This is a genomic window from Arthrobacter jiangjiafuii (genome assembly GCF_018622995.1).
Lineage (GTDB): Bacteria > Actinomycetota > Actinomycetes > Actinomycetales > Micrococcaceae > Arthrobacter_B > Arthrobacter_B jiangjiafuii.
The window spans coordinates 2,518,726-2,541,613 of sequence record NZ_CP076022.1; the positions used below are offsets into that span (position 1 = coordinate 2,518,726).

General features: G+C 66.8%; 23 protein-coding genes. 5 read left to right on the plus strand and 18 right to left on the minus strand.

Features of this window, described 5'->3' with window-relative positions:
* Position 1: 1 nt before the first annotated feature.
* The 4 genes from KKR91_RS11790 to clpS form a co-directional block, all read right to left on the minus strand.
* Positions 2-853, minus strand: a complete 852-nt coding sequence (locus KKR91_RS11790) for an MBL fold metallo-hydrolase (protein WP_210231589.1) — start codon at positions 851-853, stop codon at positions 2-4.
* On the minus strand, positions 854-1,810 hold the full coding sequence (murI, locus tag KKR91_RS11795) for a glutamate racemase (RefSeq protein ID WP_210231588.1): 957 nt from the start codon (positions 1,808-1,810) through the stop codon (positions 854-856).
* Between the two features lie 59 nt (positions 1,811-1,869).
* A complete protein-coding gene (locus tag KKR91_RS11800) occupies positions 1,870-2,427 on the minus strand; it encodes a DUF2017 domain-containing protein (RefSeq protein ID WP_210231587.1) in 558 nt (185 codons plus the stop codon).
* Positions 2,428-2,501: 74 nt separating this feature from the next.
* Positions 2,502-2,810, minus strand: coding sequence for an ATP-dependent Clp protease adapter ClpS (gene clpS, locus KKR91_RS11805; protein WP_210231586.1), 309 nt, complete (start codon positions 2,808-2,810; stop codon positions 2,502-2,504).
* An 86-nt stretch (positions 2,811-2,896) separates the two neighbouring features.
* Between clpS and KKR91_RS11810 the strand changes: the two genes are divergently transcribed.
* Both KKR91_RS11810 and KKR91_RS11815 read left to right on the plus strand, forming a co-directional pair.
* Positions 2,897-4,222 (plus strand): nicotinate phosphoribosyltransferase, encoded by a 1,326-nt coding sequence (locus KKR91_RS11810; protein ID WP_210231585.1) that lies wholly within the window; start codon positions 2,897-2,899, stop codon positions 4,220-4,222.
* A 2-nt stretch (positions 4,223-4,224) separates the two neighbouring features.
* The gene (locus KKR91_RS11815) at positions 4,225-4,848 is read left to right on the plus strand and encodes an isochorismatase family protein (RefSeq protein WP_210231584.1); all 624 of its coding nucleotides are present in this window, start codon (positions 4,225-4,227) and stop codon (positions 4,846-4,848) included.
* A 63-nt stretch (positions 4,849-4,911) separates the two neighbouring features.
* Here KKR91_RS11815 and KKR91_RS11820 read toward each other — a convergent pair whose 3' ends face one another.
* From KKR91_RS11820 to KKR91_RS11855, 8 genes are all read right to left on the minus strand, one after another.
* On the minus strand, positions 4,912-6,696 hold the full coding sequence (locus tag KKR91_RS11820) for a DEAD/DEAH box helicase (RefSeq protein ID WP_237687362.1): 1,785 nt from the start codon (positions 6,694-6,696) through the stop codon (positions 4,912-4,914).
* On the minus strand, positions 6,693-8,117 hold the full coding sequence (locus KKR91_RS11825) for an MFS transporter (protein WP_210231582.1): 1,425 nt from the start codon (positions 8,115-8,117) through the stop codon (positions 6,693-6,695). The genes KKR91_RS11820 and KKR91_RS11825 overlap by 4 nt, the downstream gene beginning before the upstream one ends.
* A gap of 13 nt (positions 8,118-8,130) precedes the next feature.
* Positions 8,131-8,433: a DUF3039 domain-containing protein gene (locus KKR91_RS11830; RefSeq protein ID WP_420481396.1), complete on the minus strand. Its 303-nt coding sequence runs from the start codon at positions 8,431-8,433 to the stop codon at positions 8,131-8,133.
* Positions 8,434-8,568: 135 nt separating this feature from the next.
* Positions 8,569-10,149 carry a transporter gene (locus KKR91_RS11835; protein ID WP_210231580.1) on the minus strand — a complete coding sequence of 527 codons (1,581 nt, stop codon included), beginning with the start codon at positions 10,147-10,149 and terminating at the stop codon, positions 8,569-8,571.
* The gene (locus KKR91_RS11840; protein WP_420481397.1) at positions 10,131-10,940 is read right to left on the minus strand and encodes an ABC transporter ATP-binding protein; all 810 of its coding nucleotides are present in this window, start codon (positions 10,938-10,940) and stop codon (positions 10,131-10,133) included. Before KKR91_RS11840 ends, KKR91_RS11835 begins: the two co-directional genes overlap by 19 nt.
* A gap of 116 nt (positions 10,941-11,056) precedes the next feature.
* On the minus strand, positions 11,057-12,163 hold the full coding sequence (locus KKR91_RS11845; protein ID WP_210231579.1) for an NADH:flavin oxidoreductase/NADH oxidase: 1,107 nt from the start codon (positions 12,161-12,163) through the stop codon (positions 11,057-11,059).
* A 12-nt stretch (positions 12,164-12,175) separates the two neighbouring features.
* Positions 12,176-13,129 carry a tetratricopeptide repeat protein gene (locus KKR91_RS11850; RefSeq protein WP_210231578.1) on the minus strand — a complete coding sequence of 318 codons (954 nt, stop codon included), beginning with the start codon at positions 13,127-13,129 and terminating at the stop codon, positions 12,176-12,178.
* A 66-nt stretch (positions 13,130-13,195) separates the two neighbouring features.
* Positions 13,196-15,004 carry a DUF8094 domain-containing protein gene (locus tag KKR91_RS11855; protein WP_210231577.1) on the minus strand — a complete coding sequence of 603 codons (1,809 nt, stop codon included), beginning with the start codon at positions 15,002-15,004 and terminating at the stop codon, positions 13,196-13,198.
* 239 nt (positions 15,005-15,243) lie between these two features.
* On the opposite strand from KKR91_RS11855, the gene KKR91_RS11860 reads away from it, so the two are divergent.
* A complete protein-coding gene (locus tag KKR91_RS11860; RefSeq protein WP_210231576.1) occupies positions 15,244-16,548 on the plus strand; it encodes an AI-2E family transporter in 1,305 nt (434 codons plus the stop codon).
* A gap of 44 nt (positions 16,549-16,592) precedes the next feature.
* Here KKR91_RS11860 and KKR91_RS11865 read toward each other — a convergent pair whose 3' ends face one another.
* Positions 16,593-16,961: a hypothetical protein gene (locus tag KKR91_RS11865; RefSeq protein ID WP_210231575.1), complete on the minus strand. Its 369-nt coding sequence runs from the start codon at positions 16,959-16,961 to the stop codon at positions 16,593-16,595.
* 40 nt (positions 16,962-17,001) lie between these two features.
* Here KKR91_RS11865 and nucS point away from each other — a divergent pair, with 40 nt between their 5' ends.
* Both nucS and KKR91_RS11875 read left to right on the plus strand, forming a co-directional pair.
* Positions 17,002-17,697: an endonuclease NucS gene (gene nucS, locus KKR91_RS11870; RefSeq protein ID WP_210231574.1), complete on the plus strand. Its 696-nt coding sequence runs from the start codon at positions 17,002-17,004 to the stop codon at positions 17,695-17,697.
* 314 nt (positions 17,698-18,011) lie between these two features.
* Positions 18,012-18,215: a cold-shock protein gene (locus KKR91_RS11875; RefSeq protein WP_104101230.1), complete on the plus strand. Its 204-nt coding sequence runs from the start codon at positions 18,012-18,014 to the stop codon at positions 18,213-18,215.
* 129 nt (positions 18,216-18,344) lie between these two features.
* Here the strand turns inward: KKR91_RS11875 and murA are convergent, their stop codons facing one another.
* The 5 genes from murA to KKR91_RS11900 form a co-directional block, all read right to left on the minus strand.
* Complete coding sequence (murA, locus tag KKR91_RS11880) at positions 18,345-19,610, minus strand: UDP-N-acetylglucosamine 1-carboxyvinyltransferase (RefSeq protein ID WP_210231573.1); 1,266 nt, start codon at positions 19,608-19,610, stop codon at positions 18,345-18,347.
* A 54-nt stretch (positions 19,611-19,664) separates the two neighbouring features.
* Positions 19,665-20,093, minus strand: a complete 429-nt coding sequence (locus KKR91_RS11885) for a DUF2550 domain-containing protein (RefSeq protein WP_210231572.1) — start codon at positions 20,091-20,093, stop codon at positions 19,665-19,667.
* A gap of 9 nt (positions 20,094-20,102) precedes the next feature.
* The gene (locus KKR91_RS11890; protein ID WP_104052449.1) at positions 20,103-20,396 is read right to left on the minus strand and encodes a F0F1 ATP synthase subunit epsilon; all 294 of its coding nucleotides are present in this window, start codon (positions 20,394-20,396) and stop codon (positions 20,103-20,105) included.
* Between the two features lie 5 nt (positions 20,397-20,401).
* A complete protein-coding gene (atpD, locus tag KKR91_RS11895) occupies positions 20,402-21,865 on the minus strand; it encodes a F0F1 ATP synthase subunit beta (RefSeq protein WP_210231571.1) in 1,464 nt (487 codons plus the stop codon).
* 75 nt (positions 21,866-21,940) lie between these two features.
* Positions 21,941-22,834, minus strand: coding sequence for a F0F1 ATP synthase subunit gamma (locus KKR91_RS11900; protein WP_210231570.1), 894 nt, complete (start codon positions 22,832-22,834; stop codon positions 21,941-21,943).
* Positions 22,835-22,888: the final 54 nt, after the last annotated feature.

Consider the following 22,888-nt stretch of genomic DNA (forward strand, 5'->3'; position numbering starts at 1 on the left):
CCTATCCCGCCGGCTGCACTCCGCGCTGCACGGCCAGTGGCGCGGCAAAGGGACTGCCAACGTCGTAGGAGACACCCGCGACGGCGACCGCCAGGTCACCGGAGTAGGTTTCCCTGGCCTCTGCCACCGAGGTGTTCGCGTCGTTCCAGACCGGCAGGTGGGTCAGCAGCAGGCGGCGGGCGTTGGCTGCGGAGGCCGCCGCACCGGCGCGCTTGCCGGTCAGGTGGACGCCGTCGATCGCGTCGTCGCGCCCCTCATGGAAGGCCGCCTCGCACAGGAACACATCGGCGTCGCGGGCCGCTTCCTCAAGGCCGGGGCAGGAATCTGTATCACCGGAGTAGGCAAGGGTGCGGGTGACGGGGTTGCCCTGCGCATCGGTGCCGGCGGCTTCCACCCGCAGCGCATACGCTTCATCCGCCGGATGCCGCACCGGATAGGGCGTGACGGTGAACGGCCCGATGGTGATGGCCTCGCGGCTGTTCCAGTGTTGGAAGTCGAAGTCCTCGTGCATGCCCGGTTCGGTGGGCAGGCCGTAGGCGGTGGCCATCCGGTCCGCCGTGTCCTTGGGTCCCCAGACGGCGATCCGGTCCCGGTTCCAGCCAGCCGGGTCCCAGTGCACGGCCACATGCAGGCCGCACAGATCCATGCAGTGGTCCGGATGCAGGTGGGTGAGCAGGACGGCGTCGATGTCGCGCAGGTCCATGTAGCGCTGCAGTGCGCCCATGGAGCCGTTGCCCAGGTCCAGCAGGATCCGCCAGTCGCGGACGCCGTCGTTGGCGGTCACGAGGTAGCAGGATGCGGGCGATGCCGGGCCAGGAAAGGATCCGCTGCAGCCCACAATGGTCAATTTCATTTAGCTGCCGTTCCGAAGGGCGCCTGGCGGCCTTCCGTGCTCGTGGTGGGTGGAGCGGGCCGCGGCAACCATGTCCGGAGTGATCCGGGCCAGGCTGCCGGTGGGATAGTGCGCCGCCACGTTGGACACGTGTTCGACGCTGAGGACCTCGGGTCCCAGGAAGCGGCGGGCGAGGAGTTCAAACGACGTCGAATCCCCCGTGGCCACAAAGCGGTGTTCGGGAGCGGTGGCGTCCGTGCGCTGCAGGTCATGCGAGATCAGGGCCCGGTACACGTCCTTGGCGGTCTCTTCGGCGCTGGACACGAGCGTCACGCCGTCGCCCATCACATAGGAGATGACGCCGGTGAGCAGCGGGTAGTGGGTGCACCCCAAGACGAGGGTGTCCACCTCCTTGGCCTTCAGCGGGGCCAGGTACTCCTCGGCGGTGGCCAGCAGCTCGGCTCCGGCGGTGACTCCGGCCTCGACATATTCCACAAAGGCAGGGCAGGCCACGGAGGCGATCTGCAGGTGGGGTGCTGCGGCGAAGGTGTCGTTGTAGGCGCGCGAGCCGACGGTTGCCTCGGTGCCGATTACTCCGACCCGTCCGGAGCGGGTGGCGGCCACGGCCCGGCGCACGGCCGGCTGGATGACCTCGATCACCGGGATGCCGTAACGGCGGGTGTAGCGTTCGCGGGCATCGCGGAGCACTGCCGCTGAAGCGGTGTTGCAGGCGATGACCAGCAGCTTGACGCCGGCATCCACCAGCTCATCCATCACGCCGAGGGCATTGGCACGGACTTCGGCAATGGGCAGGGGCCCGTACGGTCCGCGCGCAGTATCGCCCACGTACAGGATGGATTCATTGGGCAGCTGGTCGATCACTGCCCGGGCCACCGTCAACCCGCCAACCCCGGAGTCGAAAATGCCAATCGGGGCGTCGTGATTGGCCTTCAGCGGCCTATCGGGGTCTGAGCTCATAATGTATCGAGAATAGTCCCCCCACACCCCGGGGCGTACTCATCCCGGCGTGCCCTTGGTCACATCAGCGACCGGAGCATGGCCTGCATCAGGGTCTCCTGGAGCCACGTCACGAAGTTGTAAACCAGCGCCAGGTAGCCGTCGACGTCCTGTGCCTGCGAGGGATCGGTGATGTCGTGCAGCGCCTCGGCGTCCTCATCGGTTTCCAGTCCCAGCCGGTCGGCAAGGACCAACCTCACATCATTCAGGGCCCGGGCAAAGTACTGTGCCTGCTCCTGGTTCAGCAGCAGCGGCTTTGATTCGAGCAGCAGCGCAGCCGCCCGCAGCGCACCGATCTTGGTCTCCCGCAGCGAGCGCTCGGTGAGCCGGCGGAACTCCAGCGATTCGTCGTCGTCGCCGTGCACCCCGTCCGGCAGCAGCCGGTGCAATGCCGGGTCCGAGGGCACAAAGGCCTGCGCATCCAGGCCCACCATCGCGGCCAGCGGATCGGCGTCGGCGGGGGTGTCCGGTTCCAGCATTTGAAGCACGTCGGCGAACAGGCTGCGCAGCAGCTCGCGCTCCCCCGCCTCCAGCGATGCCGAGATTCCCTTGCGGGTGGTTTTGAATCCGCTTGCCACGTCTGTCCTATCCGCCGGCCCGGGGCCGGACCGTACCGCTTGGTGTGCTGTGCTGCCGTGCTGGCGCCTGAATCTCAGGGCTGGTCGGTTTTTTGGAAGGTGGCCCACAGTCCGAAGGAGTGCATCGCCACGGTGTCCCGCTCGGCGGATTCCCTGGAGCCCGTGGCCACCACGGATTTGCCCAGCTCATGCACTTCCATCATCAACTTGTTCGCCTTGGCCTCCGAATACCCGAAATAGCTGCGGAAGACATAGCTGACATAGCTCATCAGGTTCACCGGATCGTTCCAGACGATCACCACCCACGGCACGTCGGCGCCGGTCAGGGAATGCGTTTCGGCGCGTTCAAGGGTATCGGCGCCTGGCGCAGTGCTCACAGTCATGACTCCAATTGTAGGTTGGCGCATGTTCCCGGACCGACAGCGGGCCCCTTCTGCCCAATAAGCGAACGGGGGTTAGAGTTTTGACTGTGAACAGCCCTACCGCTTGGCGCCAGCCCAATGCCGCCCTGTATACAGACCACTATGAACTGACCATGCTGCAGGCTGCCCTGCACTCCGGCACCGCCTCCCGCCGGTCGGTCTTTGAAGTGTTCGGCCGCCGCCTGCCCGACGGGCGCCGCTACGGCGTGGTGGCCGGAACCGGGCGCATCCTCGAGGCCCTGGCCGCGTTCCGGTTCGATACGCCGCAGCTGGAATTCCTGGAGAGCACGTCCGTGGTGGACGCTCCCACCCTGGAATGGCTGGCGGATTTCCGGTTCTCGGGGAACATCTTCGGCTACGCAGAGGGCGAGGCCTACTTCCCGAACTCACCGATCCTGACGGTTGAAGCCAGCTTCGCCGAGGCCTGCATCCTCGAGACCTTCCTGCTGTCCGTGCTGAACCACGACAGCGCCATCGCCTCGGCCGCCTCCCGCATGGTCACCTCCGCCGACGGCCGGCCCTGCATTGAAATGGGGTCGCGCCGCACCCACGAGGAAGCAGCCGTGGCAGCGGGGCGCGCAGCGATCATCGCCGGATTCGACAGCACCTCCAACCTGGAAGCGGGCCGCCGTTACGGCCTGAAGACGGTCGGCACCGCCGCCCACTCCTTCACCTTGCTGCACGACACTGAAAAGGACGCGTTCGAAGCCCAGATCGGCTCGCTCGGTGCGGACACTTCGCTGCTGGTGGACACGTACGACGTCGAACAAGGGGTGCGCAACGCCGTCGCCGCCGCGGGCCGCCGGCTTGGCGGGGTCCGGCTGGATTCCGGTGACCTCGTGGCCCAGGCCCGGTGGGTGCGCAAGCTCCTGGATGAGCTGGGCAACACCGAAACCCGCATCATGGTGACCTCTGACCTGGACGAGTACGCCATTGCCGCACTCGCCTCCGCACCGGTGGACGCCTACGGGGTGGGAACCTCCCTGGTCACCGGTTCCGGTGCGCCCACCGCCGGCATGGTCTACAAGCTCGTGAGCCGCGAAGACGACAACCACGAATTTGTGTCGGTGGCCAAAGCCGCCAAGAACAAGGCCTCCCGGGGCGGGCGCAAGTACGCGCTGCGCCGGCTCAACGAGCAGGGCACGGCCAGCGCCGAGGTCATCGGCATCGGCCACCGCCCGCTCGACGACGGCAACGACCGTCCGCTGGTGCACCAGTTCGTCGCCGACGGCGAAGTCCTGCCCGGCTGGACCGGCGCCGAGGCCGTTGTGCGTGCAGCCAAGAGACACACCGATTCCCTGGCCGAACTTCCGGCCTCGGTAAACCGCCTGCAGCGCGGTGAACCGGCCATCCCCACCGACTACGAGGAGTAAGCATGACGCGCGCCCTGATTATTGTTGACGTCCAGAACGACTTCTGCGAGGGAGGGTCGCTGGCGGTTCCCGGCGGTACCGACACGGCGTCGGAAATCACTGACTACCTCGAGACCACGCTGGGCCGCTACGACGTAGTGGCCGCGACGCAGGACTGGCACATTGAACCGGGAACCCATTTCTCCGACACCCCGGACTACAAGACGTCCTGGCCGGTGCACTGCGTTGCCGGCACGCCCGGAGCGAACCTGCACCCGGACCTGGACACCGAACACATTGACGCCTACTTCCGCAAGGGCCAGTACGAGGCGGCGTACTCCGGCTTCGAGGGCGTGCTCGCTCCCGAGGACGAGGTTCCCACCGGCGATCTCGATGCCGCCGCGGTTCCGGCAGACCCGGCCGATACGGTGAGCCTGGACGACTGGCTGCGGGATAACGACGTCGAAGAGGTCGTGGTGGTGGGCCTGGCCGCCGACTACTGTGTCCGGGCCACTGCCCTGGATGCCATTGCCGCCGGCTACGACACGTACGTTATTCCGGATCTGTGCCGCGGGATTGACCGGGCCGAGACCCGAGCCGCCCTGACCGAGCTCGAAGACGCCGGCGTGGAGCTGCTGGACCTCTAGGGGAACCCCACGCCAAAGGGCTGCCGGAGCGTCATGCTCCGGCAGCCCTTCTCGTTTTGCGGCCTATTTGCGGCCGATGAACCAGTCCTGCAGCTTCTTGAGCCGCTGGTTCAGCTGTTCCTCATTGGCCTGGGCCACGGGCGGGCCGCCGCAGATACGCCGCAGCTCGCTGTGCACCATGCCGTGCGGCATGCCCGAACGCGCCGACCAGGCGGACACGTTCTTGGCCAGCTGGCCGCGCAGCTCGGTGAGCCGGCGGTGGTCCATGACCGAGGGTTCCGGTTCCGGAACAGCAGCGGGCGCCTTCTTGCCGCGGCGGGAGAGCTGATCGTGCTGGCGCTGGCGCAGCAGCACACCCATCTGGTCCGCGTCCAGCAGCCCGGGAATACCCAGGAAGTCCTGTTCCTCTTCGCTGCCGAGCTCGCCGCCGGTACCGAACTCGCCGCCGTCGAACAGTACGCGGTCGAAGGACGCCTGGGACTCCAGCGCCTCGAACTTCTGCTTGGTCAGCGAGTCCGAGGCCTTCTCCTCCCGGTTTGCGGCCTCCATGAGGCTGTCCTCCAGCCCGAACCCCTCCTCTTCGAGGTGGTTTTCCGGCCGGTCCAGCGCGTGGTCGCGCTCCATTTCCAGCTGGTTGGCCAGGGCCATCAGGTTAGGCACCGAGGGCAGGAAGACCGACGCCGTCTCCCCGCGCTTTCGGGCGCGCACAAACCGGCCCACTGCCTGCGCGAAGAAGAGCGGTGTGGCGGTGGAGGTCGCGTAGACCCCCACTGCCAGGCGGGGCACGTCCACGCCTTCGGAGACCATCCGCACCGCCACCATCCAGCGCTGGTCCCCGGCGGAGAATTCATCGATCTTGTCCGAGGCCTTGGCGTCATCGGAGAGGATCACTGTCGGGGATTGCCCGGTGATCTTCTTCAGCGTCCCGGCGTAGGCCCGGGCGTCGTCGTGGTCGGTGGCAATGACCAGGCCGCCGGCGTCGGGCACCGCGCGCCGCACCTCGGAGAGCCGCCGGTCGGCGGCGGCCAGCACGGCCGGAATCCATTCACCCGTGGGGTTCAAAGCGGTACGCCAGGCCTGCGCTGTGATGTCCTTGGTGACCGCCGCCTCCCCCAGGGATGCGGCCATTTCATCACCGGCGCTGGTGCGCCAGCGCATCTGCCCGGAATAGGCCATGAACATGACCGGGCGGACCACATGGTCCCGCAGGGCCTCGCCGTAGCCGTAGGTGTAGTCGGCCTTGGAGCGGCGGATGCCGTCCCGGTCCTTCTCGTATTCAACGAACGGAATCGCCGCGGTATCCGACCGGAAGGGTGTACCGGTGAGGGAGAGCCGCTTCACGGCCGGTTCAAAGGCCTCGCGGATGCCGTCACCCCAGGAGAGTGCGTCGCCGCCGTGGTGGATCTCGTCCAGGATCACCAGGGTCCGGGCGGCTTCGGTCTTGGCCCGGTGCAGCATCGGCTTGGATGCCACCTGGGCGTAGGTCACGGCGACGCCGATGAAACCGGCGCCGTGGCGGCCGTCTGCGTTCTTGAAGTTCGGGTCCAGGGCCAGCCCCACCTTCGCGGCGGCGTCAGCCCACTGGCGCTTCAGGTGGTCCGTGGGAGCCACCACGGTGATCCGCTTGACGATCCCCCGGTCCACCAGCTCGGTGGCAACCCGGAGGGCGAAGGTCGTCTTGCCTGCGCCGGGGGTGGCGACGGCGAGGAAGTCGTCCGAGTCGGAGGCGAAGAACTTTTCCAGGGCTTCGGCCTGCCACTGGCGCAGCTTCGGGGCGGTGCCCCACGCGGCTCGTTCCGGATAGGCGGGCGGCAGGGCCGGTCCGCCGAAGAGTGTCTCGGGGCTCACGCTGTGAAAGGCACCTTTCCTGTGTTCGGGGTAACTATTGCGCTGCGGGCGCCGGAGAGGATCCCCAGGCACGCAAAGAGGGCCAGGACAAGCCATATGACGCTGTACACGCCGGTTTGTCCGGAAGCTGACGGGTTGTGGAGCAGGGCAAACAGAATCCCTGCCGCCGCGGTTCCCGCTACCGCTCCCAGCTGGTCCGAAATCTGCAGTGACGCGGAGTTGCGTCCCCGGTCAGCGGAAGTGGACAGTGCCAGCACCATCACTGAGGTGCTGGAGAGGGCCAGGCCCATGGCCGCTCCTGCGAAGGACCACACCACCACGATGACCCAGAAAGGTACCGACGGCGCTGTGAGCAGACCGGTTCCTCCCACTGCCGCGGCCAGTACGGATGCACCGGTCACCAGCATGCGGTGACGATGTCCGCGGGCACGTGCCTGCAGGAAGGAACCCACAGCCCAGCCTACCGCTCCGGCGGTCAGTGCCAGTCCCGCAGTGGCCGGATCCACACCCCTGGTCTCCAGCAGCATCAGCGGCAGGAACGCCTCCGCAGCGACGAATCCGGCGCTGAGCAGCCCGCGCGTGGCGATTACCGAGGGCAGCCCCCGAGCCAGCCGCAGGGTGCCGGCGGGCAGCAGCCGCGACAGGGCCGCGCCAGCCGTGAGGGCACCGGCAACCGCCGCGGCGCCCAGGAGCACGCGTGAGGATCCGGAGGCTACAGCGGCTTCGTTTCCAGCCCATTGGGCCACAAAAACCGCCGCCGCCAGAAGGGAGCCCCACAGCGCCCGGCGCCGGCCCAAGGTGGGGTCCAGAACCGGGTCCTGTGGCGGGCCCAGGGAGCGGATCCTCGGCCAGATCATCAGGTACGCCGCCAGGACCACGGGAATGACGGCGGCAAAGACCCACCGCCAGCTCACATACTGCGCAAGCAGCCCGGCCGCCAGCGGTCCGATCATGGACGGCAGGATCCAGGCCGTGGCCAGCCAGCCAAAGACCACCGGCTGCAGCGCTGGCGGATAGATTTCCCCGATGATCACATAGACAGCCACAATCATGGCCCCGCCGCCGAGTCCCGAGACAGCCCTGCCGGCAGTAACCAGCCAGAACTCACCGGCCAGTGCGGACATCACCAGGCCGGCCGTCATCAGGACCATGCCCGCCGCCAGCGAGGGCCGCGGGCCCTGCACATCGCACCTGCTGCCGGCAACAACGGTGCCCAGCAGCGAGGCAGTGAGGTACATCGAGAACGCCAGGCCGTAGCCCGCCCCGGAGGAGAGCTCCTGCGCCACGACCGGCATCGCCGTCGTGACGGCCATGGCCTCAAAGGCGGAACAGGTGATGATCGCCAGGATGCCCAGGGTCAGGGCCCGGTAGGCTCCGGATAATGCGCCGGCGGGACGCGGCCCCGCCGCCGAACGGCTCACGGGTGCCCCGGAGTTACTTGCCGCCGTCCTTCGGCGCGCTCAGCCCCTCATAGATTTCCTTGCAGGTGGGGCAGACCGGGAACTTCTTCGGGTCCCGGCCCGGCGTCCAGACCTTGCCGCACAGTGCGATCACAGGTTCGCCGGACAGTGCCGACTCCATAATCTTTTCCTTGCGGACGTAGTGGGCAAACCGTTCGCTGTCACCGGGCTCGGTGTACTCGCGCTGCTCTTCACGCTCGATGACGGCGGTGGAGCCGCCGCCGTCGTCCAGGCGGCGGGCGGGGTCATTTTCGAAAGGATCGGGAGGCAGACTCATGGTTCCCATCTTAGTACCCCGGCACCCCCGGCCTGCCGGATGACGGGCCGCGCCACCGGCTCCGGCTCCGGCTCCGGCTCCGGCTCCAGGATGACAGGGAGGGGGTCGGCCGGGGCGGGGCCGGGCACGGACGGCCTATTTGTGCACGGAGACCGCTGCCAACAGTTCCGGCGCCCTGCGGTCCAGCCACTTTCCGCCGATCCTGATTCCCGCCACCAGCAGTCCGGCGCCAAGCAGGATGCCGCCGGCCAGTGTCGCCCAGTCCCAGACAGGGTTATCCGACAGCAGCGCCGTGACTGCCAGCGCCAGGACGGGAAACACGATCACGATTTGGGCGAGCATGCCCAGGCCCTGGACCAGCATGGTGCGTCCGCCGGAACCGGGCGGGGTCTTGAACGCGTTCTCCCCCGGCAGGGGAACGTTGTAGGTGTAGCGGGCCGAGACGACGCTGGAGAGTCCGAAGCCGCCGAGCAGGATAGCCAGGGAAACCCCGAGCAGCACGGGGATCAGGTCGCCTTCCCCCAGCATCAGGCACGGCACAAGGACGGCCAGGACGGTCGCCGGGAGGGCAAAGACGGCGCAGGCGATAACGCGCCCGGCCCGGTCTGCGGTGCCGGAGACACCGGTGCTGATGTGCAGGGCGAACGCCGTGTTGTCGTAGGCCACGTCCGCCGAGATGCCGAAGGCGAGGAGGAAGGCCACCAGCGGGCCCATGACCAGCAGCAGCTGCGGGCCTCCCCCGCCGCTCTGGTTCGTCCCCGCGAAGACCAGCAGGACCACCAGCAGCGGAATGATCAGCAGCGACGCCCCGTAGCGGGGGTCCCGGATCCAGTAGGTCAGGGCACGTGCAGCGACGGCCCCGGCGGGGGTGGGCGGAAAGAGGCTGAAGAACCCCAGCTTCCCGGCCTTCCGCCGGGGCCCGGCATTGTGCGGCGGGGTATGGAGCGCCCGCAGCAGCAGAACTTTCCAGACCCAGACCAGCAGGGCCAGGAAACCGGCGGCGATGGCCATTTTGGCGGCCGCCTGCCCCGTCTGGCCCAGGGCCACGTCCCCGGGAACGGACCAGGCCGCGCCCAGCGGAGTCCAGGACAGGGTGTTGGCCAGGGAGGGAAGGTAGCCCTGGGTGGCACCGATCCCCGAGCTCACACCGGCGATGATCGGACCCAGGAGCATCAGCGGAATGATGGCCACCAGACCGGCGACGTCCTTGAACCGGCGCGAGTTGGACAGGGAGGTGCTCGCGGCCACCGTGACCCGGGCCGCGATCAGGCAGGTGAACACGGCGATCAGGGCGGCCACCACGCCCGCCGCCAGCGCTGCGGGGTTCCGCCACCAGATTGCTGCGGAAGCCAGTCCTGCCAGCAGGGTCACTGCACCGGGAATTCCAATCAGCCCGCCCAGCGCTAGCCCGGTGAGCATCTTGGGCAGCGGGACGGCGAAGGTGACAAAACGTGCCGGGTCCAGGGTCAGGTCCACACCGGTGGCCAGCACCGGTATCAGGGCCCAGCCCAGGACGACGAGGGTCCCGGCGAGGACGGTGGCGGTCCGGGCTAGTTCCGGGTCGTTCAGGCTCAGGAAGAAGAGGCCGGCCAGCAGCAGCCCCAGCATGCCGATTCCGTAGAGGGCACCCAGGACCAGCCCGACAATCTGCCACGGGCTGCGCCGCAGCGAGTTGCGCAGCAGGGTGAGTTTGAGCCTTAGGAGGTGCGCAACCATGGCAGGCCCTCCGAGTGGGTGCGTCCGCCGACCAGCTGCACGAAGCGCTCTTCCAGGCTTTCGCCGCCGCGGACCTCGTCCACGGTGCCGGCGGCCAGCAGATTGCCGCCGGAGACCACCGCCACGTGGTCGCACATGCGCTGCACCAGGTCCATGACGTGGCTGGAGACAATAACGGTGCCGCCGGACGCCACATAGCCGGCAAGGATGTCGCGGATATTGGCCGCCGATACCGGGTCGACGGCTTCGAAGGGCTCGTCCAGGACCAGCAGCCGCGGGGCGTGGATCAGCGCCGAGGCGAGGGCGATTTTTTTGGTCATGCCGGCTGAATAGTCCACCACGAGGGTGCCCGCGTCATCGGTCAGGTCCATGGCCTCGAGCAGGTCCCCCACGCGCTCGGCGACCGTGTCCCGGTCCATGCCGCGCAGCAGCCCGGCGTAGGTGACCAGCTGCTCGCCGGTGAGCCGGTCGAAGAGCCGGACACCGTCCGGCAGCACCCCCATCAGGCGTTTGGCCTTGAGCGGTTCCGCCCAGACATCGGTGCCGTGCACCCAAGCCTGCCCGTGGTCGGGGCGCAGCAGCCCGGTGGCCATGGAGAGCAGCGTGGTCTTGCCGGCGCCGTTGGGGCCCACCAGCCCGTAGAACGAGCCGGCCGGAACGTCGAGGCTGATGCCGTTGACGGCAATCTTCTCCCCGAACCGCTTGCCAAGACCGCGGATGGCCAGGGCCGGAGCCGAGGGAACGGGAGCCGTGGGAACGGCCGGGTTTTCCGGAAGCATGGAGTCGGTCATGTCAGCGCCACTTTCATCATGGCCCCAACATACCCGGCGCCGGCCGGCGCCGGATCGGTCGTAAGGACCAAAACCAGCGGAGCCTGCCGGACCAGTTACCCGCCGCGCGGACTAGGCTAGGCCGGCCGGGCCCGCTCGTACTGCGGGGCCCAGGGCAGCTTCACGTCGAGCTCTTCAGCCGCGTGCAGCCACCAGTGCGGGTCGCTCAGCGCCGCCCGGCCAATGAGCACGGCATCGGCGCGGCCGCCGCGGAGGGTCTCCTCGGCCTCGGCGGCACTGCGGATCAGCCCAACCGCGGCGGTGGGAATTCCGGCGTCGGCGCGGATCGACTCGGCGAATCCGGTCTGGTAGCCGGGCGCCACCGGAATGGCGGCTGCCGGGACGGCTCCGCCGGTCGACACGTCAACCAGGTCCACCCCGCGCCGTCCGGCCTCGGCAGCGAGCCGGGCAGAGGAGTGTTCATCCAATCCCCCGGGCATCCAGTCGGTGGCGGAGATGCGCAGCAGCAGCGGCATGGAGTCGGGGATCACCGCACGGACGGCGTCGATGACTTCCAGGGTCAGGCGGTTCCGGGCCTCTTCGGACCCGCCCCAGCCGTCGGTGCGGGTGTTGACCAGCGGGGTCAGGAACTGGTGCAGCAGGTAGCCGTGGGCTGCGTGGATTTCAATCGTGTCAAACCCCGCCTCGACTGCCCGTTCGGCCGCCTGCGCGAAGTCGGCAATTACCTGAAGGATCCCCGCGTCGTCCAGAGCGGCAGGCGCGGCATAGCGGCCAAACGCCTCTGCCGTGGGGCCTACGGTCTGCCAGCCGCCGTCGTCCACCGGCACACTGCCGCGGCCGGCTGCGAACGGCGGATAGGTGGAGGCCTTGCGTCCGGCGTGGGCCAGCTGCACGCCGATCTTGGTGTCCACCGCGCTGTGCCTGTGGACAAAGTCAGTGATCCGGCGCCAGGCGCCAACCTGCTCCGGAGTGTAGAGCCCGGTGTCCTGAGGGCTGATCCGCCCCTCGGGGCTGACCGCGGTGGCCTCGGTAATGATCAGGGCCGCTCCCCCTGCGGCGAAGGAGCCCAGGTGCATCAGATGCCAGTCGTTCGGCACCCCCGGCGCGTTCACGGCGTCGGCGGAGTACTGGCACATGGCAGCAACCCAGCCCCGGTGGCTCAGCTCAAGCCCCCGCAGGACCATCGGATCAAACAGTCCGGGGGCAGCAGCGTGTCCGCTCATCTCGGCTCCCGCTTAGAAGAGTGCGCGGGCAAGCGCGGACCGGGCCTTGGTGACCCGCGGGTCGGACGTGCCCACCACCTCGAACAGGTCAAGCAGGCGCAGCCGGGCCTGCTCGCGCTCCTCGCCGAAGACCCGGGAAATCAGCCGGACAACCCGGGTGAAGGCGTCTTCGACGTGCCCGCCGGAGATGTCCAGGTCAGCGACCGCAAGCTGCGCCTCGACGTCGTTGGGATTTTCCGCCGCGCTGCTGCGCAGCTGCTCCGCGTCAACGCCCTGGAGGCGGGACATCAGCTCCACCTGCGCCAGCCCTGCCTTGGCTTCGGCGTCGGCGGGCTGTTCGGCCAGTGCCTTGCGGTAGGCGGCCGCAGCGCCGTCGTAGTCCCCGGCGTTAATGGCGTCGAAGGCCTCCTGATGCAACGGAGGCAACGGCGCTTCCTCGGCCGGTTCCGCGGCAGCACCCTCATCGAGGGAACCGGTCACGCCGTTCGCGGCAGCGACCTGCAGCAGCTCGGCGACCAGGGCACGGATCTGCTCTTCCGGCATGGCCCGCTCAAAGAGCGGCACGGGCTGGCCCTTGAGGACAGCTGCCACGGTGGGCACCGCAACGGCCTGGAAGGCCTGGGCAATGTCCGGATGCGCGTCGGCGTCCACCCGGCCGAGCAGCAGCTTGCCGGCAGCCTCGATGACGATGCTCCGCAGCACCGCGCTGACCTGGACCGATTCCGGGCTGCGCGCGGAGTACAGGTCGATGATGACCGGAACCTGCGCGGACAGCTGGACCACCTGCGGGAAGGTCGTCTCCGAGACTTCCACGATGAACGGGCTGGAACCGGCGGCCGGAGCATCCGGAGCCGCCCCGGCCGGGGCTGCCGGCGCGGTGGCCCTGGCCTTCAGCGCGGAAAGGTCGACGGCGCCGCGCAGGTTCATCGAGGGGGCAGGGGCGGGGCGGTGGTTCGGAGTGCTCATGGCTTCACCTTATTACGCGGTCTCGGGTCACCGGCTACCCCGGTTTCCCCTGGTGGAGGGTTGGGGCTATTTCAGGGTGGCGGACAGCAGTTCCTGGACCGCGCCGATGACCTGGATCTGGTCGGTGCTTCCGGCCGGGGGAACGTACATCATCACGCCTTCGCCGTAGTTGACGTCGATGCCGGCCTCGGTGCTCGTTTCCCCGGTCAGCGTCTGGTAGACGGTGCCTTCCAGGTTGATGGAATCGCCGGCTTCACGGGGCGCGCTCGAGTAGGTGTGCCGCATGTAGCCGAACACAATCGCGCCGCCGTCAGCAGTGCGCAGGGCACGGGTGTCCTCCGGCACGCTCGAGTGCGAGAAGGTGATGTTGGCGAACTCGTTTTCCGGATTGGCGACGACGTCGGACTGGAACTTGGTGACTGCCTCGGCAAAGGTGTTGGCCGAGAAGGTGTCCTTGTTGGCGCCGGTGGGGTTGGTCAGCGCATCGGCGAGGTTGTCCACCGCGGCCTGCGGTGCAGCGGCCAGGCCTTCGGCGGAATCCGCCGGTGCCGGGGTAACGCCCTCGCTTCCGGCCGGACGCTTCGGGAAGGAAGTGCCGGGCAGCATCTGGACTGCGGAGACGAGCTTGTAGTTCTCGCGGGCGGAATTCTGGACCAGCAGCAGTGCCTGGGGCACCGGGTTGTCTGCACCCTGAGTGACTGCGACGACGCTGCGCGGGAACTCGGTGCCGCCCATGATCAGGTCGGTCATGAGGGGCTCCGCGGCGACGGGTGCCGGCATGGTGTGGTCGGGGACCTTGGCGGCCGTCGCGTAGCTGGCCTCGCGCAGGCTCGCCGTCATGCCGCCGGTTCGGGCAGCCAGCAGCGACGGGTCCTTCGCGGCATCGGCCGCAGCCACTGACGCGGAGACGGAATTCAGGATGCGCTCCAGCTGTGGTTCCAGGACCACGGGCGGTGCGGCTTCGGCGGATTCAGCCGACGGTGCGGCGGTCAGCGGGACGCCGGCCAGGGCGGGACCGGGAGCTGCGCCGAACACCAGGGCTGCGGTCAGCACCGTGCCCAACGCTGCGGCCGGTCCCCGGCCGGATGCGGGGAGGGTGCGCTGCGCGCGGGTGGTCCCGGCGCCGCGGGGGCCGCGGTCCGTGGGGCCGGCAGCCGGCTCGGATCCGGCAGGGATCGGCGCCGGCAACGTGGTGGTTGCGCCGGTGGGCGCTTCGGTTGCCCGGGTGGCGGGCAGATCGGCCGGGCCGCCGGCCGAGGGGCCGCGGCCGCCGGACCTGCGGCCGCTGTTGCCGCGGCCTGAGACAAAGGCCAACGCCAGCCCCAGCACGGCGGCAAGCGCACCCAGGACGATCAGCGGTACGGCAAAGGGAGTAGCGGCATCGTTGGCGTAGGTGACGGCAACGTCGGCCGGCGCCGCGGCCGTGCCGTCGGTGGCCAGCAGGATCTTCCACTCGCCGTCAGCCGGAGCTTCCCAGGTGTACAGCAATTCCCCGTCCACTTCCTGTTCGGAGACCCAGAGGTCGGATCCGGCAGGACTGGGCACGGTCGGTGTTCCCTCGCTGACCTCAGCGGTCAGGGCGTCGCCGTCGCTGCCGATCCGCAGCGCCGAAGCGTCCGCCACCCAGGCATCGACGTCGTCGGCCCGGCCCACAGCCATGGTGAAGGGGCCATCCGCCGATACCGTGAGATCCACGCCCTCGGGGTGTGCGGTCAGGACATCAGAGCCGATGACGGTCAGCGGCGCCTGCGCGTCCGTGGACGGAGCTGACGCGGTAACGGTCTCGGGCGGAGCCCACAACGTGCGCTGCCCGATGCCCACAAGCATCAGCAGCACTCCGATCACGATCAGCGGAACTGCAATTTTGTTTCGCACAACGTACCTATCTTCAGTCTCGGTGCATTCGCCTCACCTGTAGGCAGGCAGGAACGGGACGTGGATCCCCGTGGCTATCGGTCCGCACGGGGTTTATAACCCAATGGTAACGAAATCCCCAGTCGGGGCACATTCGGCGCCCCGCCGCGGCGCCGATCCGGCGGCAGGAGCACAGCCGGCTGATAATCTGGCGCTTCATGCGCGGGGGCGAAAGCAACTTATGAGGAGACCAACACAAAATGGGTGACAACCAAGGCCAGCCGGCGCAGATGCCGGTGCCTCCCCGGCAGGCCGGGAACACTGCCCCGGGCTCCGCCGCACCGAGGACGGGATTCCTTGCCGCCGCCTCGAACCGGCTGCGGCACACGGTCCTCCCCCGCGTCCCGGGCGCCCGCCCGCGGAGAAAGTTCGAGTTCCCTCCCGAGGCAGTCCTCCCGGCCTCCGCGGAAGAGGCATCCGAAGCAGTCCGGTCCACGCCCGGCGCCACCGACGACAATCCGATCCGCAGCATGAACGCCCACCCGATCCACTTTGGGTTCATGGCGACAGTCGGTGTGGGCTTTGCCCTGCTGGGCTATTTCATCCTTACCAATGTCGGCGAACTGCTGGTCTGGATCGGTGCTGCGCTGTTCATTGCCCTGGGCCTTGATCCCGTGGTGCGCTGGCTGGCGGCCCGGGGCATTCCCCGCCCGGCCGGGATCCTGCTCACCGTCGTAGGCCTTGCCGGAATCGTGGCTGCCTTCTTCGCCACGCTGATTCCCACGATCGTCAGCCAGACCACTGAGATCATCAACAACGCGCCGGGGTACGTGAACACGTTCCTGGAATCCGATTTCTTCGTCAATATCGATGAACAGTTCCATGTGCGGGAGCGCATCGAAGAGGAAGTCAACAAGTTCTTCACCAACGCCGACGCCCTCGGCGGGGTTTTTGGCGGGGTGCTGTCGGTGGGCACCGTCATTGCCAACGGTCTCTTCGGTGCGCTGATCATCCTGGTGCTGACGCTGTACTTCCTGGCCTCCCTGCCCTCGATGAAGATGTGGGCCTACCGGCTGGCACCGCGCAGCCGTCGCCGCCGTGTGGAGGCCTTGTCCGAGGAGATCACTTCCAGCGTCGGCAACTACGTGATCGGACAGGGGGTGGTCGCCGTCCTCGACGCGACCTATGCCTTCATTGTGATGTCCATCGCCGGGGTGCCGTTCTCCGTGCTGCTGGCGTTTGTCGTCGCCCTGCTGGCGTTCATTCCGCTGGTCGGGCCGCCGATCGCCCTGGTCCTGGTCTCCCTGGTGGCGCTCACGGTCAGCTGGCAGACGGCCGTCGTGTTCGCGCTCTTCTACATCGCCTACCTGCAGTTCGAGGCCTACTTCGTCTCGCCCCGCATCATGCAGCGCGCCGTGGCCGTCCCCGGCGCGGTAGCCGTGATTGCCGTTATCGCCGGCGGCACCCTGCTGGGCGTTCTGGGGGCCCTGATCGCCATTCCGACGGCCGCGGCGGTCCTGCTCCTACTCAAGGATGTCTTCATTTCCCGCCAGGACCAGCGCTAGGCAGCCGTCTCCGGCTGGCTGGCGTGTCCGGCGCGCTCTGCCGGTCAGCGCCGGCCCAGCCGCCCGCCGCCCGACCTGCGGGTGCGCCAGCACCGCTCATGCCAGTGCCTGCGGTCCGCGACGGCGGTGTCCCGCCCGAACAGGGAATCCTCCTGCCACACCACCAGATGCGGAAGACCGGGCGGGATCACCATGCCGCATCCCGGGCATTTATAGTCCTTGGCCGCGTTCCGTGCCGTGATCTGCCGCACCGACCAATCGCCGTCGGGCCCGCTTTCACGGGTGGGAATGCCGGCGCGGGTCCGTTCCAGATCCAGCTCTGCGGCGGGCGTTGCCCACTTGCTGCGGGCGCTGCGGCCCAAATTGGCGTTGGCTGCGCCGGGCGGACGGCGGGGACGGTTCGAACGGGGCATGTAAGTCATTTTGCCGCAGCGGAGCCGGTAAAGTGCAACTGTGCGTTTAGTAATTGCCCGCTGCTCTGTTGACTACATCGGCCGCCTCCGTGCCCATCTTCCGCTTGCCGTCCGTCTGCTGATGGTGAAAGCCGACGGTTCCGTCCTGATCCACTCAGACGGCGGCTCCTACAAACCCCTGAACTGGATGAGCCCGCCGGCCACGCTGCGCGTCGCCGAACCGGGCGAGGATGATGCCGAAGCAGGCATCATCGAAACCTGGACCGTGCAAAGCGCCAAGACCGACGACAAACTCGTCATCAGCATCCATGAGCGTTTCTCCGAGACCTCCCACGACCTGGGCGTGGACCCGGGGCTGATCAAGGACGGTGTCGAAGCGGACCTGCAGCGGCTCCTGGCCGAGCAGATCACCAAGCTTGGCGAGGGCTACACCCTGATCCGGCGTGAATACATGACGGCGATCGGTCCGGTGGACATCCTGGCCAGGGACGCCGCCGGCGCCACGGTTGCCGTGGAACTGAAACGGCGCGGCGACATCGACGGCGTGGAGCAGCTGACCCGCTACCTCGAGCTGCTCAACCGCGACCCGCTGCTGGCTCCGGTCAAGGGAGTGTTTGCCGCCCAGCAGATCAAGCCGCAGGCGAGGGTCCTGGCCCATGACCGCGGGATCGAGTGCCTGACCCTGGATTACGACGCGATGCGCGGCGTGGACGATTCGGCCTCGCGTCTGTTCTAGCTGCATTCCCGGTACCGGTTCAGACGTTCGGCAGAATGCAGTTTTGATGCAGTTTCGGGCGTGAATCGAGCCCCTGTTCCGCCGCCCGGAAATACTTGGAAACTTTTTCGAAGGATTCGTTGACCAACCTTGGCGCGTATGTAATCCTGTAACCAGTCTTTGTGTAGGTGTTATTCATGCTCGCAAGACCGTTGCGAGCGTGAAGCTCCTCAAGGAACTGCTGAATGGCAAGGATCTTGAGCCTTCCCGTTTCAGTAACAATAGGCGGCCGCGAAGTGTGGCAGCCCGAAGTTCCACTTATGAGGAGAAACAAAATGGCACAGGGTACCGTCAAATGGTTTAACGCCGAAAAGGGCTTCGGCTTCATCACTCCGGACGATTCAGACGGCGACGTCTTTGTTCACTATTCCGAGATTCAGACCGGCGGTTTCAAGACCCTCGATGAGAACCAGCGTGTTGAGTTCGAAATCGGGCAGGGTGCCAAGGGCCCCCAGGCCACCGGCGTAACCGCCCTCTAAGCATCACCGCACCATAGTCCGGGTCCACCCCCCGGATAGAAACGAAGTCCCCGGCGATTCCCGCCGGGGACTTCGTGGTTAAGCCGGTTGTTTTGCACAGGGTCTGTTTGGCACAGGGGCGGTGACGGCCTAGCTCCGCCGGCGGACGACCGGGGCGCCAAGTCCGCGCAGGTTCTCCATGAACCGCTCGTAGCCGCGGTCGATATGGTCCACGCCCCGCACCTCGGTGGTGCCCTCGGCCGCCAGTCCCGCGATCACCAGCGCGGCACCGGCACGGATGTCGTTCGCCTCCACGGGGGCCCCGGAGAGCCGGGGTACGCCCTGGATCAGGGCGTGGTGTCCATCCAGCCGGATTCCAGCGCCCAGCCTGGACAGCTCGGAGGTAAACCCCCAGCGGGCTTCGAAGACATTCTCGGTGACCATCCCCGATCCGCGGGAAACCGCGTTCAGGGCGACCACAAAGGGCTGCAGATCAGTGGGGAAGCCCGGATACGGGAGCGTGGAGACGTTGATGGGCTCCGGCCGCTCCGGCCCCTTGACGGTAAAGCTGTCTTCCCCCACCGTGACGGTGCAGCCGGCCTGTGTCAGCTTGTCCAGCACCACGGCCAGGGCCGAGGCATCGGCGTCGCGCACCTCGATGGTGCCGCCGGTGATGGCCGCGGCAAAGGCCCAGGTGCCTGCCACGATCCGGTCCGGGACCACCTTGTGGACCACGGGCTCCAGCCGCTCCACACCTTCGATCACCAGGGTATTGGTTCCCACCCCCGAGATCCGGGCACCCATCTCGTTGAGCATCAGGGCGATATCGGTGATTTCCGGTTCCCGCGCGGCGTTGTCGATGACGGTGGTGCCGTCGGCCAGGGTGGCAGCCATCATGAGGTTCTCGGTGGCACCGACCGAGGGGAAGTCCAGGAGGTGGCGGGCGCCGCTCAGTCCCTGCGGCACGGACGCCATGAGGTAGCCGTGGTCGATGGTGATGGTGGTACCCATCAGTTCCAGCCCGGCGCGGTGCATGTCCAACCCGCGCGAGCCGATGGCATCGCCTCCGGGCAGGGCCACCTCGGCCTGCCGGCAGCGGGCCACCAGGGGCCCCAGCACGGAGATGGAGGCGCGCATGGCGCGGACCAGGTCGTAGTCGGCCTGGTGCCCCGGCATTTCGGGGACATCGATGTGGACGGACGCTGCTTCGACGTCGTAGTCGACGGCGCATCCCAGGCGCCGCAGCAGCTCGGCCATGATCCAGACATCCTGGATATTGGGAACGTTGGTGATGGTGGAGCGGCCCTGTGCCAGCAGCGTGGCTGCCATGAGTTTCAGGACGCTGTTCTTGGCCCCCGGGACGCTTACCGCTCCGTTGAGCGTGGACGGACCGGTAACAACAATGACGTCTTCCATCCCTCAATACTAGGGTGGATGAAAGTGGGGCAGTGAACGGCCGCGCGGTGCGCGTCAGCGCCAGGTGCCGATGCCGATGACCGGACCGGCCTCGATCCAGGACGAGAGTCCGGTGTAGACGTCGTAGTTCATGGCAACCAGGAATTCCATGCCCTCGTAGTCGAGGGTGACCACGATTGCGCCCGGCTGGATGCGGGCACGTTCGGTTTCGGTTGGTTCCCTCCAGCCGCCGATTTCCAGCGAGCTGCGCAGGAACCGGTAAGGCGGAATCGGGCTGAGGGAAATGAGGCGCAGCCACTCCAGGTGGGTGTCCGTATAACGACAAACCCCCATCCGCCACCCGCCGGGCGGGAGGCAAATGGAGGCGTCGAAAGTACCCAGGGTACGCCGCAGCTGGCTGCGGCGTACCCCGAAAAGAACTACTGCCAGTACCAGCAGGCCCAGAAGGCCTGCCAGCGCAATGAACACATAGGAGCTGTCCATTGGGAAGGGTCAGCGAGTCCCAGCGTTGGCTGCGTCGTTCATCTGAGCGTTGTCAGCGACAATCACCACGCGGTTGCTGTCGACGGAGAAGAAACCACCGTCAACGTTCACCGTGAAGCGGGCACCGGAGACCGGCTCGATGGCCATTTCGCCCTCAGCCAGGATGGCCAGCAGCGGGGTGTGGCCGGGAAGGATCCCGACGTCGCCCTCGCTGGTGCGTGCCTTGACCATCTTTGCCGCGCCGGACCACACAAAGTGGTCCGCTGCGACAATCTCAACTTCGAGTTCAGCAGTGTTCGCCATGGGGCTTACTTCCCGGTCTGCTCTTGGATCTTCGCCCAGTTGGCCATGACATCGTCCATGCTGCCGACGTTGAAGAAGGCCTGCTCGGCAATGTGGTCGACGTCGCCGTCGCAGATGGCCTTGAAGCCCTCAATGGTTTCCTTGATGGTAACCGTGGAGCCCTCGACGCCGGTGAACTGCTTGGCGGTGTAGGTGTTCTGCGACAGGAACTGCTGGATGCGGCGTGCACGTGCCACAACGATCTTGTCCTCTTCGCCGAGCTCGTCGATGCCGAGGATGGCGATGATGTCCTGCAGTTCCTTGTTCTTCTGGAGGATCTGCTTGACGCGGACAGCCGTGTCGTAGTGCTCCTGGCCCACATACTGCGGGTCAAGGATGCGCGACGTGGAGGTCAGCGGGTCAACGGCCGGGTACAGGCCGCGCGAGGCGATTTCACGGGAAAGTTCCGTGGTGGCGTCCAGGTGCGCGAACGTGGTGGCCGGAGCCGGGTCGGTGTAGTCATCAGCAGGCACATAGATGGCCTGCATCGACGTGATCGAGTGACCCTTGGTGGACGTGATGCGCTCCTGCAGGAGACCCATCTCGTCAGCCAGGTTCGGCTGGTAGCCCACGGCGGAAGGCATGCGGCCCAGAAGCGTTGAAACTTCCGAACCTGCCTGCGTGAAGCGGAAGATGTTGTCGATGAAGAGCAGCACGTCCTGGTTCTGCACATCGCGGAAGTACTCCGCCATGGTCAGGCCGGACAGGGCCACGCGCAGACGCGTTCCCGGCGGCTCATCCATCTGGCCGAATACAAGGGCGGTGTCCTTCAGGACGCCTGCCTCTTCCATTTCAACCCAGAGGTCGTTGCCTTCACGGGTACGCTCGCCGACACCGGCGAATACCGAAGTACCACCGAAGTTGCGGGCAACACGGGTGATCATTTCCTGGATCAGCACGGTCTTGCCAACGCCGGCGCCGCCGAACAGGCCGATCTTTCCACCCTTGATGTACGGGGTGAGAAGGTCGATGACCTTGATGCCGGTTTCCAGCATCTCCGTGGAACCTTCAAGGTCCGCGAAGTTCGGAGCCTTGCGGTGGATGGGCCAGCGCTCGGTGATCTCGAGCTCGTCTTCGGTGACGTCTAGGGGCTTGCCCAGGACGTTGAAGATGTGGCCCTTGACGCCGTCGCCCACGGGGACATGGATCGGTGCGCCGGTATCCTTGACGGCTGCGCCGCGGACCAGGCCGTCGGTGGCCTGCATGGAGATGGCGCGCACGAGGTTGTCGCCGAGGTGCTGGGACGTTTCGAACGTAATGGTGCGGGTCTCACCGTTGAGCGTCAGCTCGGTGGTCAGCGCGTTGTAGATGGTGGGGATTGCGTCAGCCGGGAATTCGACGTCGACAACCGGGCCGATGACACGGGCGATACGGCCGGTGGCACCCGAGGCTACGGATTCAGATCCGTGCTCGACAGTTTGGGCAGTCATCTCTCTCACTTCACTCAGTTAGATGGCGTGTGGACTAAGTTTGCTTCTGGTGGAGCTGTGCGTCTTGGGAACGGGCTAGGACGCGCTGAGCGCGTCGGCACCGGCCACAATTTCGGACAGTTCCTGGGTGATCTCGGCCTGACGGGCGTTATTGCGAAGTCGCGTGTACTTCTTAATAAGGTCGGAGGCGTTGTCCCCTGCGGACTTCATAGCGCGCTGGCGGGCGGCAAGCTCGGAAGCGGCTGCCTGAAGCATGGCTGCGAAGATGCGCGACTCGATGTAGCGCGGCAGCAGTGCGTCAAGAACCTTTTCGGGCTCGGGCTCGTATTCGTAGAGAGGGAGCAGCTCAGTCTCGGACTGGGCTTCTTCCTCCACTACCTCCAGCGGCAGCAGGCGGATCACCGTGGGTTCCTGAACAACCATCGACTTGAAGCGCGTGTAGACAATGTGGATTTCATCCACGCCGCCGTCTTCGTAGTCTGTGTTGAAGTCATCAAGAAGTACCTGACCGATTTCGCGGGCGGTCTCGAAATCAGGTGCGTCGGTATTTCCGGTCCAGACCCGCGCAGATTCGCGGTCCCGGAAGTCGTAGAACGCCTGCGCCTTGCGGCCCACCAGGTACGTCTTGACCTCTTTGCCCTCTTCACGGAGCAATTCGGCCAAGGATTCGCTTTGCTTAAGCACACTGGCGGAGTACGAACCAGCAAGACCACGGTCGGAGGTAAGGACCACCATGGCTGCCCGGCGGATCTGGTCCGGCTCGGTAGTCAGGGGGTGGTCGATTTCCGACTGGGACGCCACAGCAGAAACGGCACGGGTGATCGCATTGGAGTACGGCAATGACGCAGCCACACGGTTGCGCGCCTTTCCAATGCGAGAGGCAGCAATCAGCTCCATCGCCTTGAAGATCTTCTGCATCGACGTCGTCGAGGCGATCTTCTGACGGTAGACCCGAATTTGGGCTCCCATACTTTTCCTTTCAGTTCCTAGCGTTTTACTAGGGGCTAAGGCATAGGCCAAGAG

Excerpts from the sequence above, each read along its gene's own strand:
- clpS (WP_210231586.1), bottom strand. The coding sequence starts at position 2,810 with ATGACTGTGAGCACTGCGCCAGGCGCCGATACCCTTGAACGCGCCGAA.
- KKR91_RS11900 (WP_210231570.1), bottom strand. The coding sequence starts at position 22,834 with ATGGGAGCCCAAATTCGGGTCTACCGTCAGAAGATCGCCTCGACGACG.
- KKR91_RS11835 (WP_210231580.1), bottom strand. The coding sequence starts at position 10,149 with ATGGTTGCGCACCTCCTAAGGCTCAAACTCACCCTGCTGCGCAACTCG.
- atpD (WP_210231571.1), bottom strand. The coding sequence starts at position 21,865 with ATGACTGCCCAAACTGTCGAGCACGGATCTGAATCCGTAGCCTCGGGT.
- KKR91_RS11865 (WP_210231575.1), bottom strand. The coding sequence starts at position 16,961 with ATGCCCCGTTCGAACCGTCCCCGCCGTCCGCCCGGCGCAGCCAACGCC.
- KKR91_RS11885 (WP_210231572.1), bottom strand. The coding sequence starts at position 20,093 with ATGGACAGCTCCTATGTGTTCATTGCGCTGGCAGGCCTTCTGGGCCTG.
- KKR91_RS11860 (WP_210231576.1), top strand. The coding sequence starts at position 15,244 with ATGGGTGACAACCAAGGCCAGCCGGCGCAGATGCCGGTGCCTCCCCGG.
- KKR91_RS11890 (WP_104052449.1), bottom strand. The coding sequence starts at position 20,396 with ATGGCGAACACTGCTGAACTCGAAGTTGAGATTGTCGCAGCGGACCAC.
- KKR91_RS11815 (WP_210231584.1), top strand. The coding sequence starts at position 4,225 with ATGACGCGCGCCCTGATTATTGTTGACGTCCAGAACGACTTCTGCGAG.
- murA (WP_210231573.1), bottom strand. The coding sequence starts at position 19,610 with ATGGAAGACGTCATTGTTGTTACCGGTCCGTCCACGCTCAACGGAGCG.
- KKR91_RS11845 (WP_210231579.1), bottom strand. The coding sequence starts at position 12,163 with ATGAGCGGACACGCTGCTGCCCCCGGACTGTTTGATCCGATGGTCCTG.
- KKR91_RS11840 (WP_420481397.1), bottom strand. The coding sequence starts at position 10,940 with ATGACCGACTCCATGCTTCCGGAAAACCCGGCCGTTCCCACGGCTCCC.
- KKR91_RS11850 (WP_210231578.1), bottom strand. The coding sequence starts at position 13,129 with ATGAGCACTCCGAACCACCGCCCCGCCCCTGCCCCCTCGATGAACCTG.
- KKR91_RS11875 (WP_104101230.1), top strand. The coding sequence starts at position 18,012 with ATGGCACAGGGTACCGTCAAATGGTTTAACGCCGAAAAGGGCTTCGGC.
- KKR91_RS11830 (WP_420481396.1), bottom strand. The coding sequence starts at position 8,433 with ATGAGTCTGCCTCCCGATCCTTTCGAAAATGACCCCGCCCGCCGCCTG.
- KKR91_RS11790 (WP_210231589.1), bottom strand. The coding sequence starts at position 853 with ATGAAATTGACCATTGTGGGCTGCAGCGGATCCTTTCCTGGCCCGGCA.
- murI (WP_210231588.1), bottom strand. The coding sequence starts at position 1,810 with ATGAGCTCAGACCCCGATAGGCCGCTGAAGGCCAATCACGACGCCCCG.